This window comes from Actinoallomurus sp. NPDC050550 (assembly GCF_040655075.1).
Classification (GTDB): Bacteria; Actinomycetota; Actinomycetes; order Streptosporangiales; family Streptosporangiaceae; genus Actinoallomurus.
On the sequence record NZ_JBFAJC010000056.1, the window covers coordinates 29,564 to 44,609 of the forward strand.

Annotated in this window: 10 protein-coding genes; 7 read left to right on the forward strand and 3 right to left on the reverse strand. The window is 73.6% G+C overall.

Annotated features, from left to right (window positions below; all coding sequences use genetic code 11):
- Window positions 1-218: 218 nt before the first annotated feature.
- Together AB0I04_RS44685 and AB0I04_RS44690 are read left to right on the forward strand one after the other, a co-directional pair.
- Window positions 219-455, forward strand: coding sequence for a phosphopantetheine-binding protein (locus AB0I04_RS44685; RefSeq protein WP_360899167.1), 237 nt, complete (start codon window positions 219-221; stop codon window positions 453-455).
- Window positions 456-1,129: 674 nt separating this feature from the next.
- Complete coding sequence (locus AB0I04_RS44690; RefSeq protein WP_360899170.1) at window positions 1,130-1,801, forward strand: TetR/AcrR family transcriptional regulator; 672 nt, start codon at window positions 1,130-1,132, stop codon at window positions 1,799-1,801.
- A 57-nt stretch (window positions 1,802-1,858) separates the two neighbouring features.
- Here AB0I04_RS44690 and AB0I04_RS44695 read toward each other — a convergent pair whose 3' ends face one another.
- From AB0I04_RS44695 to AB0I04_RS44705, 3 genes are all read right to left on the reverse strand, one after another.
- On the reverse strand, window positions 1,859-3,370 hold the full coding sequence (locus AB0I04_RS44695; protein ID WP_360899245.1) for an acyl-CoA carboxylase subunit beta: 1,512 nt from the start codon (window positions 3,368-3,370) through the stop codon (window positions 1,859-1,861).
- Window positions 3,371-3,453: 83 nt separating this feature from the next.
- The gene (locus AB0I04_RS44700) at window positions 3,454-4,521 is read right to left on the reverse strand and encodes an NAD-dependent epimerase/dehydratase family protein (RefSeq protein WP_360899173.1); all 1,068 of its coding nucleotides are present in this window, start codon (window positions 4,519-4,521) and stop codon (window positions 3,454-3,456) included.
- 32 nt (window positions 4,522-4,553) lie between these two features.
- A complete protein-coding gene (locus AB0I04_RS44705; RefSeq protein ID WP_360899176.1) occupies window positions 4,554-5,873 on the reverse strand; it encodes a salicylate synthase in 1,320 nt (439 codons plus the stop codon).
- A gap of 275 nt (window positions 5,874-6,148) precedes the next feature.
- Between AB0I04_RS44705 and AB0I04_RS44710 the strand changes: the two genes are divergently transcribed.
- The 5 genes from AB0I04_RS44710 to AB0I04_RS44730 all read left to right on the forward strand — a co-directional run bounded on the left by AB0I04_RS44710 (window position 6,149) and on the right by AB0I04_RS44730 (window position 15,032).
- Window positions 6,149-7,567 (forward strand): condensation domain-containing protein, encoded by a 1,419-nt coding sequence (locus AB0I04_RS44710; RefSeq protein WP_360899179.1) that lies wholly within the window; start codon window positions 6,149-6,151, stop codon window positions 7,565-7,567.
- 23 nt (window positions 7,568-7,590) lie between these two features.
- The gene (locus tag AB0I04_RS44715; RefSeq protein WP_360899182.1) at window positions 7,591-10,899 is read left to right on the forward strand and encodes an AMP-binding protein; all 3,309 of its coding nucleotides are present in this window, start codon (window positions 7,591-7,593) and stop codon (window positions 10,897-10,899) included.
- A 10-nt stretch (window positions 10,900-10,909) separates the two neighbouring features.
- Window positions 10,910-12,514 carry a tyrosine 2,3-aminomutase gene (cmdF, locus tag AB0I04_RS44720; protein WP_360899185.1) on the forward strand — a complete coding sequence of 535 codons (1,605 nt, stop codon included), beginning with the start codon at window positions 10,910-10,912 and terminating at the stop codon, window positions 12,512-12,514.
- An 85-nt stretch (window positions 12,515-12,599) separates the two neighbouring features.
- Window positions 12,600-13,109 (forward strand): SRPBCC domain-containing protein, encoded by a 510-nt coding sequence (locus AB0I04_RS44725; protein WP_360899188.1) that lies wholly within the window; start codon window positions 12,600-12,602, stop codon window positions 13,107-13,109.
- A 285-nt stretch (window positions 13,110-13,394) separates the two neighbouring features.
- Entirely contained in the window at window positions 13,395-15,032 is a 1,638-nt protein-coding gene (locus tag AB0I04_RS44730) for an AMP-binding protein (protein WP_360899191.1), read from the forward strand.
- Window positions 15,033-15,046: the final 14 nt, after the last annotated feature.

Genomic DNA, 15,046 nt, shown 5'->3' on the forward strand with positions numbered 1-15,046 from the left:
GTTCGTGGTACTTGCGATCACCAGCCATCTGCTTCCTCCAGGCAGGTCCGGCTCGGTTCCGGGCATCGCGGCGCGCCCGTCCGGCGAGCGTTTCCGACGCTAGAAGCGGCGGCCGGTCCAGCGCTTCTTCGAGCCTGCGGAACGGCCGCCGCGCGCTCGTCCACGTCGGGCAATCCGGAAGATGTGGCCGCCCGGCGGGCGGTGTCACGATCTGCCGTGTGGACCTGCCGACACGGATCGCCGCCATCTGGCGCGAGGCGCTCGACGTGCCCGAGGGCGCGGAGCACGCAACGTTCTTCGAGCTTGGCGGCCATTCGATCACCGCACTCGTGATCACCGCATGGCTGGAGGGCGAGCTCGGCGTCACCTCAGTGGGGGTGGACGAGCTGTTCGACGACCCCGACCTGGAGACGTTCACCCGCCTGGTGGTCGCCTCGCTCGAACCCCCCGCCTGAAGCCGGTCGTGCCCGCGACCGGAGAGAGGAAGAGCCGATGCCGCCCGACGCCCGCTGATCGACCTGACCGCGACACCGGAACCCGCCCAGGGGGACGCCGTCGGACGGCTCTGTGCCGCACTCGCTGGGGCCCTGCACGCGCGGGACGGCGGCCCACTGGCGCGGTTCACCGTGGTCAGGCTCGGCCTGTCCGAGCACGTCCTGCTCCTGGTCCTGCACCGGCTGGTGGCGGACGAGAGCTCGACGCCAATGCCTGCATTGCTATCGCCCACACGCCTCCACGCCGGTCATCGCAGTCGACGTCCGGGGATTTCCTGGCAGTGCTCCTCTGTTGAAGCGCTGACCCGAGTGAGACACATCAATGGCATATGACACACGCAGCAATTTCGACTATCCAAGATCATCAAATTAGCGGACATGTTCAGCTGAGCGCACTGAAGCGTCCAGGCTCGCGCATCTGGCGGTGACCTGCGGATATCTAATCGCCTCCCGATCATACATCGCAGGGAACGCCTACATCCCCGATCCGATGCGACCTATCTCGGACAGTCATAAAGCTTGAATATTTCTAACGAGAACGCCGAATATGGCGAGGAAAGCCCTCCGAGATCGGAGTCAGAATCCACAGGTCCAACGCTTCATGGCCGGGTTTGAGACCCTTCAGGAGGCGCCCGTTGAGTCCACGTCGATCCGAACCCGACCCGCGGCCCGCCCTCACCGAGGTCGCCGCCCGGCTGCTCCATCAGGAGGGCCCGCGAGCGCTCACCGCGCGCCGGGTGGCCAAGGAGGCGGGCTGCTCCACCATGATGGTCTACACCCACTTCGGCGCGATGAGCGGGCTGGTTCGGGAGATGGTCCATCTTGGCTTCGCCCGGCTGGCGCGCTGCTTCGTCCGGGTCGCGCAGAGCGGCGACCCGGTCGCCGACATGGCCGTGTACGGCCGCGCCTACCGGCGCAACGCGCTGGACAACCCGCATCTCTACAACGTGATGTTCGGGGCGTCCTCGCTGCCGGTCTTCTCGCTGTCCGACGCCGACCGGCAGTACGGCCGGTACACCCTGGTCGACATCGTCCACTGCGCCCAGCGGTGCACCGCGGCCGGGCGCTTCACCTGGACCGACCCCGACCTCGTCGCGCACCACATGTGGATCACCATGCACGGGCTGGTCAGCCTCGAACTCGGCGGCTACCTCGCCGAGCCGCACACCGCGGACAGTTGCTTCGAGACCCAGCTCCGGGCGCTGATGATCAGCGCCGGCGACGACGCCGAGGCGGCGGCCCGCTCCGTGCTCGCCTCGCGGGAACGGTTCGACCTGGAGTTCGTCCCCGAGCCCGACCGGGTCTGACCCGGCACGGGCTCCGGGGCGGGCTCCGGAGCCCGTCGGCTCACCGCGGGCGTCGCCTCACTGCGGGCCGTTGCCGTGCTTGCGGCCGCGCGGGGCAACGGCCTTGTTCCGGAGCATCGCCAGCGCGCGGGCGACCTCGATCCGGGTGCGCGCCGGGTCGATCACGTCGTCCACCAGGCCGCGTTCGGCCGCGTAGTACGGGTGCATGAGCCGTTCGCGGTACCGCTCGACCAGCTCGCCGCGCAGCGCGGCGGGGTCGTCGGACGCCGCGAGATCGCGCCGGTGGACGACGTTGACGGCCGCCTCCGCGCCCATCACCGCGATCTCGTTGGTCGGCCACGCGAGCGACAGGTCCGCGCCGATGGAGCGGGAGTCCATCACGATGTACGCGCCGCCGTACGCCTTGCGCAGGATCACCTGGACGCGCGGGACGGTGGCCTCGCAGTACGCGTACAGCAGTTTGGCGCCGTGCCGGATCACGCCCGCATACTCCTGCTCCGTACCCGGCAGGAAGCCGGGCACGTCCACGAGCGTCACCAGCGGGATGCCGAACGCGTCGCAGAACCGGACGAACCGTGCCGCCTTCTGTGCCGCGTCCGCGTCCAGCACCCCCGCGAGGACGATCGGCTGGTTCGCCACGATCCCGACGGTCTCGCCGTCCACCCGGGCCAGCGCGCAGACCACGTTGCGCGCCCAGTCCTCGTGCACCTCCAGAAAGTCGGCGTCGTCCACCAGTTCGGCGACGACGTCGAGCACGTCGTACGGGCGGTGCGACTCGACCGGGACCAGCTCCGTCAGCCGGGGCCGCAGGTCGCCATCCGCCCCGCGAGCGGGCGCGGACGGCGCGGACTCCAGGTAGTTGGACGGCAGCAGCGACACAAGGTAGCGGACGTCGGCCAGGCAGGTCTCCTCGTCGTCGCGCACGAACGCGGCCACGCCCGTCCGGGTGCCGTGCACCTGCGCGCCGCCCAGCTCGGCGTGCGTAACGCGCTCGCCGCTCACCGCCTCGATGACGTCCGGGCCGGTCAGGTACATCTGCGCGCTGCCCCGCACCATGAAGGTGAAGTCGGTCAGTGCGGGCGAGTACGCCGCTCCGCCGGCGCACGGCCCGAGCACGACGCTGATCTGCGGGACGACGCCGGACGCGGCGACGTTGCGGCGGAAGATGCCGCCGTAGCCGTCCAGCGCCATGACGCCCTCCTGGATCCGCGCGCCGCCGCTGTCGTTCAGCCCGATCAGCGGCGCGCCGTTGGCCACGGCCAGGTCCATCACCTTGTGGATCTTGGCGGCGTGTGCCGCGCCGAGCGAGCCGCCGAGGATGGTGAAGTCCTGCGCGTACACGAACACTCGGCGGCCGTCGACGGTCCCGGAGCCGGTCACCACGCCGTCGGTCGCGGGCCCGTCCGCCTGCCGCCGGAACAGGTCGAGCTCGAGGAAGGAGCCGTCGTCCAGGAGCAGGTCCAGGCGTTCGCGCGCGGTGCGCTTGCCCTTCGCGCGCTGCCGCTCGACCGCTTCCTCCCGCCCGGCGACGATCTCGGTCCGCCGGCGCTCGCGCCGCTCCCGCAGCATCGCCATGTCCGGCCTCGCGGGCGGCGGCGGGACCGGTTTCAGGCGGGCGACGGGAACCGGGACGTAGTCGGCCTCGGACGTGCTCACCGGTCGCCTCCGTCCGGAACGAGCGTCACGGCGTCCGGCGCGGGTCGCGCTGCGTGTCCCGCCTGACGCGCGGTCAGCAGGCTCTCGGCCCGCAGCCAGCGGACGGTGTCGGCGACGGTCCGCCGTACCGGGCGCGGCGCGACCCCGCAGGTGTCGGCGTCGGCCGCGACCGGTGTCGCGTGCGCGCAGGTGTAGACCGCACCGTACTCGGCGGGGATGTGCCACGGCCAGAACGGCTGCGCGAGGTCGGCTGCGGCCCCCACCGGCAGGACGGCGCGGGCGGGCAGGACGAGCGCGGGCAGACGGCGGCCGGTGACCGCGCGGGCGACCGCGAGGTACTCCCGTGTGGACAGGTAGCGGGACGGCCCGAAGACCCGGTCCGGCCCGGCGCCGTACGGGCATTCCAGCAGCGCCGCGTGCATCGCCGCCGTGTCCCGGACGTCCCCGACCGGGAACCCGCCGGACGGCCAGACCGGCATCAGGCCGCGCAGCACCGCGCGGAGCCGCGCCGTCTGGTCGCCGAGGCGCGGGTCATGCGGGCCGAGCAGCGCGGGCGGATAGCTGACGACGACGGGCGCGCCGCGCTCCTGCCAGGCGCGCGCGAGGCGTTCGGCGTCGGCCTTGCTGCGCAGGTACGCGCCGCGCGGCGCGCCGATCGGGGACCGTCCGGACAGTTCCCGTCCCGGCGACGGGAACAGCGCCCCGACGGTGGACACGTGCACGATCCGGGGCACGCCCGCGCGGACGGCGGCCTCCAGCACCACGGCGGTGCCAGGCGCGTTGGTGCGCCGGATCCGGGCGCGATCGCGGCTGTCGAAGGAGTACACCGACGCCGCGTGCAGCACCGCGTCCGCGCCCTCGACGGCGCGCTGCACGGCCGCCGCGTCGGTGACGTCCCCGGGCGTGATCCGCACGGCAGACCGGTCCACGCCGAGCGGGACCAGCGCCGTGTCGATCCGCGACCCGTCCCGGACGAGCATGCGGACCCGGTGCCCCCTCCGCACCAGCTCGGCGATGGAATGCGCGCCGACGAACCCGGTCCCACCCGTCACGGTCACCAGCATCGAAGCACCTCCTCGTCTGTGGTCACGGCGGGTCATCCGGCCTGGGGGACGAGGTAGTGCGCGATACTGGCCAGCTTCTCGCGCGTCTCGGTCAGCTCGCGCTCGGGACGAGACTGGGCGACGATCCCGGCCCCGGCGCGCAGCCAGGCCCGTCCGTCACGCTGGAACACCGTCCGCAGCACGACGGCCGCGTCCATGGTGCCGTCGGCGTCGTAGGTGAGGACCGCGCCGCCGTACGGTCCGCGCCCGGAGGTCTCCAGCTCGTGGATGACCTCGTAGGCTGCCTGCTTCGGCGCACCCGAGGTGGTCACGGCGGGAAAGAGCGCCGCGAAGGCGTCCCAGGCGTGCGCGGGCGCGGTGAGCGTGCCGCCCACCGTGGACGCCAGGTGCTGCACCGAGCCCCGGTCGCGCACCGCCATGAACTCGCCGACCAGCACAGGATGGTCCGGGCACAGCTCGGCCATCTCCTCCACCGCGATCTTGAAGGAGAGGGCGTGCTCGAAGCCCTCCTTGGCGTCGTTGAGCAGCTCGTACCGGAGCTCGGCGTCCCGGGCGGGCTCGCCGGTGCGGGCGCGAGTGCCCGCCACCGGCTGGGTGGTGACGGCACCCTCCTTGGACACCTCCACAACCGTTTCCGGGCTGAACCCCGCCGAGGCGAGGCCGCCCAGCGAGAACAGGTGCGAGCGCGCGGGCGAGTTGGCCCGGCGGCCCAGCTCGTAGCTGGCGACCAGGTCCACCGGGAACCCGACCGGGACGGTCCGGGACAGGATGACCTTCTGCAGCCGGCCGTCGCGGATGTACCGGACGGCCTTCTCCACCGCGTTCAGGTAGGCTCCGGCGTCCCGGTCCGGCACCGCGCCCGGACGTGCCGGCGCGGCGGGCGGCGGCGCGGTCTCGACCCGCTCCTGGAGCGCGTCCAGGTCGCCGGGGTCGAGCGCGCGCAGCAGCGTGCCGGACGTGTGGAACCGCACCTCGGTGCGCGGGATCATCAGGTGCAGGAACGGCTCGTCGCCGACCAGGCCGGTCAGCCCGTCCCGAGCCGCGGCGAGGTCGAACCCGGCCCAGCCGTAGCAGCGCCACGCCTCCAGCGGCACCTCGTCCAGCAGGGCCGGGACACGCCGCAGCGCCTCGGCCGACCAGGGCCGCTCCTCGTCGCCGTCCGGGCCGCGCAGCAGCAGGCGGCTGCGGTCGGCCACCAGCTCGGCCACCGGGTCCGCGGCGACGGCGAAGCCGTCCGGGCCTTCGTAACAGAAGTAGTCCGCACGCCCTTCCCCGGCCAGCCGACGGACCGCCGCCAGCGGCTCGGGGACGGGGGCGACGGTCCGTTCGTGGTACTTCCGATCACCAGCCATCTGCTTCCTCCAGGCAGGTCGAGCCCGGCTCAGGGCGTCGCGGCGCGCCCGTCCGCCAGGCGTCTCCGACGCTAGGAGCGGCTGCCCGCCGGTCGCTTCTTCGAGGCTGCGGAAGGGCCCTGGCACCCCCTCCAGCGTCGGGCAATCCGGAAGATGTGGCCGCCGCGCGGCCGGTGTCACGATCGGCGCTGTGGACCTTGGTGGTCGCCTCGCTGGAACCCGCCGCCTGAACCCGCCGCCCGGACACCGCCGCCCCGATCGGAGAGGAAGAGCCAATGCCGCCCGACGCACCGTTCCCGCTCTCGCTCGAACAGGAGTTCCTTCGCCTGCAGCACCAGAACGATGGCTCGGCCGGCGACTTCGGTCCCCGGCTCATCTCCAGCGGGGGGTGGCGGCTGACCGGCGACCTCGACCTAGGGGTCTTCCGGCGGGCGCTGGACGACGTGGTGGCCCGGCACGAGGCGCTGCGCACGTCGCTGCTGCACGACGCCGACGGCTGGCGGCAGCGGGTCCACCCGCCGGGGGCGTCGCCCGCGCTGGAGGTCCGCGACCTGTCGGGTGAGGACGGGACGTCCCGCCAGGAGCGGGCCGAGGCGTTCCTCAACGACGTCGAGGCGCAGACCTTCGACATGAGCCGCGTCCCGGCCTTCTGGGCGCACGTCGGGCGGCTCGCCGACGACGACTGGATCGTGGTCCTGATCGCGCACCTGCCGGTCGTGGACGTGTGGTCGCTGAGCCTGGTCATGCGCGACCTCGTCGAGCTCTACGCCGCACGGCGCGAGAGGCGCGAGCCGGAGCTGCCCGAGGCACGGCAGTACCGGGAGTACGCGGCGCACCAGCGGACCGGGGCCGACGAGAAGACGGCCGCCAGGTCCTACGACTACTGGCGGGACCGACTGCGGCACGCGCAGGCGGTGACGCTGCCCACCGACCATCCGCCCGTGGCGGGCGCGCCGTCCGGAACGCGCTGCGACCGGTTCGCCGTCGACGCGGAGCTCGGCTCGGCGGCGGTGGAGTTCGGCCGCTCGCTGCGCTGCACCCCGTTCATGGTGCTGTTCGCCGCCTACCGGGTGCACCTGCTCGCCCGTACCGGGCAGGCCGACGCCGTGGTCTGGACCCTGTCCCCCGGCCCCGGGCGGCACCGCCGCTGGATGGCCGACACGGTCGGCTACTTCGTGAACTTCTTCCCGCTTCGCACCGACCTGACCGGCTGCCGGACGTTCCGCGACGTGGTCGAGCGGGTTCGGGAGGCGTGCCTGGCCGCGTTCAGGCATGAGGTGCCGTTCGTGCGGCTGGCGGCCGAGGCGGCGGAGCAGATCGCCGCGCTGGAGCAGGCCGACCGAATCACCGAGCGGGCGCGGCCCGGCTTCCAGATGTCACCCCACCCGTTCATGCTGCGTGAGCGGGAGTCGGGCGGCGTCGGCTGCGTCGCCGCGCAACGCCGCACGTCCCAGCCGCTCGGCCCGGACATCCCCGACGACGCCATCCTCTGGACAGCCGAGCTGGGCGCCGAAGGCGAGCTGGTGTTCGCGGTGAACAGCAGCGTGGACCGGTTCGACCAGCCGTCGATGGACGCCATGGCGGACGAGTTCACCCGCGTCCTGCGCGCCGGAGTGACCGACCCGGACATCGCGCTCGACGCGCTGACCGCCGCCATCCGTCCCGCCACGGCGAGCCGGGGAGACGTCGCGTGAGTTCCCCCCGAAGGCGCACCGGGATGAACGACGGACGCAGGTCCGGGGCCCTGGCGCTCGCCTCCCGCGCCCAGCAGGGGCTCTGGTACCTGGAGCGGTTGGCCGCCGAACCGTCGGCGAACACCATAGGCCGGGCCTACGCCGTCTCCGGCGAGCTGGACGTCCCCGCGCTGTACGCGGCGTGGCGGGCCACCGCCGCGCGGCACGAGGCGCTGCGCACCCGGTTCACCGAGATCGACGGCGTGCCGTGCCAGCGGATCGAGGCGGGCTGCGACGCGCCCGAGCTGATCGACCTGACCGCGACACCGGAGCCCGCCCAGGCGGACGCCGCGGCCCGGCTTCTCGCCGGGCTCGCCGGGGCCCTGCACGCGCGGGACGGCGGCCCGCTGGCGCGGTTCACCGTGCTCAGGTTCGCCCCGTCCGAGCACGCCCTGCTCCTGGTGCTGCATCGGCTGGTGGCCGACGAGAGCACGATGCGGATGCTGGTGGCGGAGCTGGCCGAGTATTACTCGGCCGCCGTCGAGGGACGCGAGGCCGAGCTGCCGTTCGTCCCGCTCCAGTACCGCGACTACGCGATCTGGGAGGACGAGCGGCGCGACAGCTCGGAGCTTCGCAGGCTGGCCGGGTGGTGGAGCGCGACACTGGCGTCGCTGCCGCCCGAGCTCGACCTGCCCGGCGACCGGCCCGCCGACCGGGAGCCCGTGCACGCCGCCCGCGCGGTGCACTTCGACTGGGGCCGGGAGACCGCCCAGCGGCTGCGCGAGGTGTGCGCGGCGGAGGCGACCGCACCGGCCGACGCGCTGCTGACCGCCTTCCAGGCGCTGCTGTTCCGGCACACCGGGGAGGAGCGGATCGCGGTCGGATACCCGGCGGTGGTGCGTCCCCGGCCCGAGTTCGCGCAGACGGCCGGGCCGTTCGAGAACCCGCTCGTGCTGTGCGCCGACTTCGCCGGGGCGCCCACCTTCCGGCACATGCTCGCCCGGACGGCGCAGACCCGGCAGGCCGCGCTCGACCACCGCGACCTGCCGTTCCCCACCCTGGTCGCCGCGCTGGACGTGGACCGCGCCGCGCACCGCACCCCGCTGTTCGACGCGGTCTTCGCGTGCGACGAGACGGCAGAGCCGGCGCCCCGGCTGGCCGGGGTGTCGGTGCGCCCGCTGGCCGCGCCCATCACCGCCGTGCCGTCCGGGCTGGAGCTGCGGGTGCGGATGACGGAGCCGACGGTCGCCGGGACGCTCGCCCACCGCGCCGACCTGTTCGACGAGAACTCGGCGGAGCACCTGCTCGACCAGTTGCGCACGCTGCTGGAAGCGGCGCTCAAGGACCCTGACCAGCCGGTCACGGCGCTGCCGCTGGAGACCCCGGAGCAGCTCCGCGCGGCCGTCCATACCGCCGACCGCGTCGCCGACGCGCCCAACGTCCACCCGACCGTCGCGGCGGCGGTGCACCAGCACGCCGGACGCGCCCCGGACGCCCCGGCCCTCGTCTGGCCGGACGCGACGCTCTCCTACCGCGAGCTGACCGATCTCGCCGCGTCGATCAGCCGCGGGCTGCGCCGCCTGGGCGGCGTGGCGGGAGCCGCGGTCGCGGTCCGGACGCCGACCGGCCCTCGCCAGAGCGCGGCGCTTCTCGGCGTCATGGAGGCGGGCGCGCACCTGGTCTGGCTCGGCACAGGTGAGGCGGGCGAGCGCGGACAGCTGATCCTCGGCGACCTGCGCCCGCCGTACCTGCTGCTGGACACCGCGCCGGAGGACGACCCGCTCGCCGTCTGGTTCCGCGACGAACTGGGCGGACGCCCCGTCACGCTCGCCGAGCTCGCCGAGCGTGACGAGCCGCCCGCCGACGGGTCGGCCGACGCCGAACCCGACGCCGAACCCGACGCCGAGTCGGGCACCGAACCGGACGCCGAGGATCCCGGCCGTGGTCTGGCCTACATCGCGTACACGTCCGGGTCCACCGGGCGGCCGAAGGGCATCACGCAGTCGCATGACGGGTTCGCCCAGTTCTGCGAGTGGATGGCCGCGCACTTCGCGATGGCGCCCGGGAGCCGGGTGGCGCAGTGGGCGGCGGCGGGGTATGACGCGGCGCTCTGCGAGATCTTCGCCGCGCTCGGGTCCGGGGCCGCGCTGTGCCCGGTCCCGGAACGGGTCCGCGTCGATCCGCGCAAGCTCGTGCGCTGGCTCGCCGAGGAGCGGATCACACACTTCCAGACCGTGCCGAGCTTCGCGCGCGAGGTGCTGCGCGCGATGACCGCGCTGGCCCCCGGTGAGCGTCCCGACGCGCTGGAGCACCTCCTGCTCGCCGGGGAGCCGCTGCCGGGCGAGCTGGCGGGGCGGCTGCGCGAGGCGCTGCCCGGCGTGCGGCTGACCAACCTCTACGGGCCGACCGAGGTCGCCCTCGCGACCTGGCACGAGGTGACCGGGCCGGTGCGCGGCACTGTGCCGGTCGGCGAATCGATCCCGGGCCGCCAGGTGATCGTGGTGGACGGACAGGACCGCCCGTGCCCGGCCGGGGTGACCGGGGAGCTGGTCATCCGCAGCCCGTACGTCAGCCCCGGCTACGTCGGCGCGGACGGCGGCGACGCGTTCGCCCCGCTGCGCCGCCGAGAGGAGTTCGGCATCGCGCCCGGCTCCTGGTACCGCACCGGGGACCTCGGGCGGCGGCGCTGGGACGGACTGCTGGAGTTCCGCGGCCGCCAGGACTTCCAGATCAAGTTCTTCGGCACCCGGCTCGAGCTGACCGACATCGAGGCGGCGCTGAGCGGCGCGGACGACGTCGCCGAGTGCGCCGTCGTGCCCGTCCGTGACCACGCCGGGCTGGTCGTCAGGCTGGTGGCGTACGTGGTGCCGCACGCCGGATCCGAGCCGGAGGGCGACCCGTCGGCGGGCTGGCGTGCCCAGCTCCGCCGGCGGTTCGGCACGACCGTCCCGCCGGTGACCTTCCGGACCATGACCTCCCTGCCGCGCAACGTGGGTGGAAAAGTGGACCGGCGGAAGCTCCCCGCCCCGGCGTCGCTGCGCGCCCCCGGCGACGACCGCGCCGCGACGCCGACCGAGGCGGCGCTGGGCCGGATCTGGGCAGAGCTGCTCGGCACCGACCAGATCCTCCCGGAGAGCTCCTTCTTCGCGCTCGGCGGGCACTCCCTGCTCGTCCCGGTGCTGCTGCACCGGGTCCGGGAGCGCGCCGGGGCCGCGCCCACCGCGCGCGCGTTCCTCGCCGACCCGACCCTGGCCGGGCTGGGCGCGCTCGTCGACGCCGCCCCACGACCGGCGGCGGACCAGGCCCGGTCCCGGCGCGGGCGACCGCCCCGCCGCGGCTCCGACAACATGTGAGGTGGAAGGCATGACATCAGTGCAGGTGGAACCGGTCCAGCTCGACGGCGGCAGCGTCGCGGCCGACGGCATCCGGCGGATCGCCGAGGACGGCGCACCGGCCGCCCTGTCCGCGGAGGTGCTGAAGCGGGCGGCGGCCAGCCGCGCGATGTTCCAGGACATCGTCGAGCGCGGCATCCCGGTGTACGGCATCACCACCGGGTACGGCGACCTCGCGTACATGATGGTGGACACCTCGGTCGAGGCCCAGCTCCAGCTCAACCTGGTGCGCAGCCACTGCGCCGGGGTCGGGCCGATGTTCGCCGCGGACGAGGCCCGCGCGATGGTCGCGGCCCGGCTGAACGCGTTCGCGCGCGGCTACTCGGCCGTCCGGCCGGAGCTGCTCGAACGCCTCGCGCTGCTGCTCAACCAGGGCATCACCCCGGCGATCCCGGAGTACGGTTCGCTCGGCGCGAGCGGCGACCTGGCCCCGTTGTCAGCCATCGCGGCCGTGGTGATCGGCGAGGGCTACGTGCTGCGCGACGGCCGGCCCGCCCCGACGGGCCCGGTGCTACGCGAGCGCGGCATCGAGCCACTGAGCCTGCGGTTCAAGGAGGGCCTGTCGCTGATCAACGGCACGTCCGCGATGACTGGGCTCGCGGCGCTGCTGGTCGGCCGGTCGTGGGAGCAGGTCCGGCAGGCGGAGGTGGTGACGGCGCTGGTGCTGGAGACGATGCGCGCCTCGACCGGCGCGTTCGCTGCCGAGGGTCACGACCTTGCCCGTCCGCACCCCGGCCAGATGGACACCGCCGCCAACATGCGCACGCTGCTCGAAGGCAGCGGGCTCGCTTTCTCGCACCAGGAGATCCGCAAGCAGGTCGAAGCGCAGAAGGACGGCGACTCACCCGTCCAGCGCGGCGAAATCTACCTGCAGAAGCCGTACACGCTGCGCGCCATCCCGCAGGTCGTCGGGGCTGTCCGGGACACCCTGCGGCACGCGACCACGGTGGTGGAGACCGAACTCAACTCGTCCAACGACAACCCGCTGTTCTTCGAGGGCCAGGAGGTCTTCCACGGCGCGAACTTCCACGGACAGCCGGTCGCGTTCGCGATGGACTTCCTGACCATCGCGCTGACCCAACTCGGCGTGATGTCGGAGCGGCGGCTGAACCGGCTGCTGAGCCGGCACCTCAGCGGCGGGCTGCCGGAGTACCTGGTGGCGAGCGAGCCGGGCCTGCACAGCGGGTTCACCGGCGCGCAGTACCCGGCGACCGCGCTGGTCGCCGAGAACCGAACGATCGGCCCGGCCAGCACGCAGAGCATCCCGTCCAACAGCGACAACCAGGACATCGTCAGCATGGGCCTGATCTCCGCGCGCAACGCCCGGCGGGTGCTCGCCAACAACCGCCTGATCCTCGCGGTCGAGTTCCTCGCCGCGGCGCAGGCGGTGGACCTGCGCGAGGTCAAGGACCGGCTCAGCCCGGCCGGGCGGGCCACCTACGACCGGATCCGCTCGATAGCCCCGTTCCTCGCCGAGGACCGCTTCATGAGCGACGAGATCGAGGCCGTCGCCGCCGAGATCGCGCGCGGCGGCTTCCTGGCGGCGCTGCCGGACGGCGGCTCCGGGCTACGCTGACCGCGCAGCACCCGAAAGGCCGAACCATCCGGACGTCCCGGCCCCCGCGCGGGGCCGCGACGACGACCCCAGGAGGCCAGACCTGATGGACCCGCGCACCTTCCGTACCCGGACCACCCTGCACACCACCGACGACGGAACGCCGATGCTGCGGTTCGAGCACGCCTACGGGCACGCGCCCGAACGCGTCTGGCGGGCGATCACCGACGGCGAGCAGCACTCGATCTGGTTCGGGTTCCCGGTGGCGGTAGAACCGGTCGTCGGCGGGCGCTTCTCGGTCACCTTCTCGCCCGAGATGGTGGAGGAGGGACGGGTCCAGGTTGTGGACGAGCCCCGCCTGTTCGTCTACACCGGGCGCGGCGACGTCTACCGGTGGACGCTGACCCCGGACGGGGACGGCTGCCGGGTCGTCATGGAGAACGAGCTGGGCGACCCGGGCCACATGCCCTACAGCGCGGCGGGCTTCCACCTGTCCCTGGACGGCATGGATGAGATGCTCGGCCAGGAGGCCGGGCGTCCGGCCGCGCGGGACGGCAAGCTGGAGTTCGACGATCTGGTCGCGCACTACTCCACGCTGCGCGAGGAGTCCGCCTGACCCGACCACCGCCCGGCCACCTCGGCCGCCTGACCCGACCACCACCCGGCCACCTCGGCCGCCCGGCTCTCAGCCGCCCGGCCATCTCGACTGCCCGCGCCGTTCTCCGGCGCGGGCAGTCGTCGTTCCGGCCCGCGTTCGTCCTTGCCGTGACCTCGGCAAATTCGGAGATGCCCCGGCGGAGCACCCCGGAGATATTCGGAGAAAGCCCAGCCCGAGGGGGACGCTGTGACGGGAGAGCGGAGCCGGCCCAGCCGTGAGGGCGTCACGCCCTGGCCGCCGGAGATGACGGAACGGTACGAGGCCGCCGGATACTGGCAGGGGCGTCCCTTGGGCGAGCTGGTCAACGCTGTCGCCGACGCCGCACCGGACGCCGTGGCTCTGGTGAGCGGGAGCGTCCGGATGACCTACCGGGAGCTGGTGCGGCGGGCGGACGGGGCGGCGTTGCGGCTGCTCGGGCTGGGCCTGCGGCCGGACGACCGGATCATCATGCAGCTCGACAACCGGTGGGAGTTCGTCGTCCTGACACTGGCCTGCCTGCGCGCCGGAATCCTGCCGGTGATGGCGCTGCCCGCGCACCGCCGCCGCGAGATCTCCCACCTGGCCGAGCGGGCGGAGGCGAGGGCGCTCGCGGTGCCCGCCGGGAACGCCCGCTTCGACCACCAGGACCTCGCGCGGCGGATCCGCGCGGAGCAGCCCGGCGTCGCCCGCGTGCTGGCCGCCGGGGACCGCCCGGACGACGACACCGTGGACCTGCGGGCGCTGTGCCGTCCGGCGGACGACCCGGACGCGGCCCGGTACGCGCTGGACGCCGTCGCGCCGCACGGCCGGGACGTGGCGCTGTTCCTGCTGTCCGGCGGCACCACCGGCCTGCCGAAGCTGATCGCGCGCACGCACGACGACTACGCCTACAACGTGCGGCGCAGCGCCGAGGTCTCGGGCTTCGGCCCGGACACGGTGTACCTCGCGGCGCTGCCGATCTCGCACAACTTCCCGCTCGGCTGCCCGGGCGTCCTCGGCGCGCTGCTCTCCGGCGGACGCGTGGTGGTCGCGCCGTCCCCCGCGCCGAAGCGCGTGTTCGACCTGATCGAGCGGGAGCGGGTCACGGTGACCGCCGCCGTGCCTGCGGTCGCGCAGAGCTGGCTGGCGTTCCAGGAGACCGGGCCCGGCCACGACCTGGGCTCGCTGCGGGTGCTCCAGGTCGGCGGCGCGCGGCTGGCCGACGAGGTCGCGGTCAGGGTGCGGCCGACCCTCGGCTGCGGGCTGCAGCAGGTGTTCGGCATGGCCGAGGGCCTGCTCAACTTCACCCGCCTGGACGACTCGGACGAGGTGGTGTGCCACACCCAGGGGCGGCCCATCTCCCCGGACGACGAGATCGCGATCGTCGACCTGAACGGCCGGCCGGTGCCGGACGGGACGCCCGGCGTGCTGCTGACCCGCGGCCCGTACACGCCACGCGGCTACTACCGGGCGGACGGGCACAACCGGGTCTCGTTCACCGACGACGGCTGGTATCGCACCGGGGACATCGTCCGCAGGCGTCCGGACGGGAACCTGGTGGTGGAGGGCCGGGACAAGGACATGATCAACCGGGCGGGCGAGAAGATCTCCGCCGAGGAGGTGGAGAACCTCGCCTACCGGGTGCCCGGCGTGGCGTTGGCCGCGGCCGTCGCGATGCCGGACCCGGACCTCGGCGAACGGGTCTGCCTGTACGTGGTCCTCCAGCCGGGCGCGCGCGTGGAGCTGGCTGAGGTCCGCGCCGAGATGGAGCGCGCCGAGGTGGCCCCCTACAAGCTCCCCGAACGCCTGGTCGTGGTGGACGAGCTGCCCCGCACCAACATCGGGAAGCTCGACAAGAAGGCGCTGCGCACCGACCTCCGTGACCGGCTCACCGACGAGCGGATCGCGCGCTCCGGGTACTGAGCGCATCGCGGACG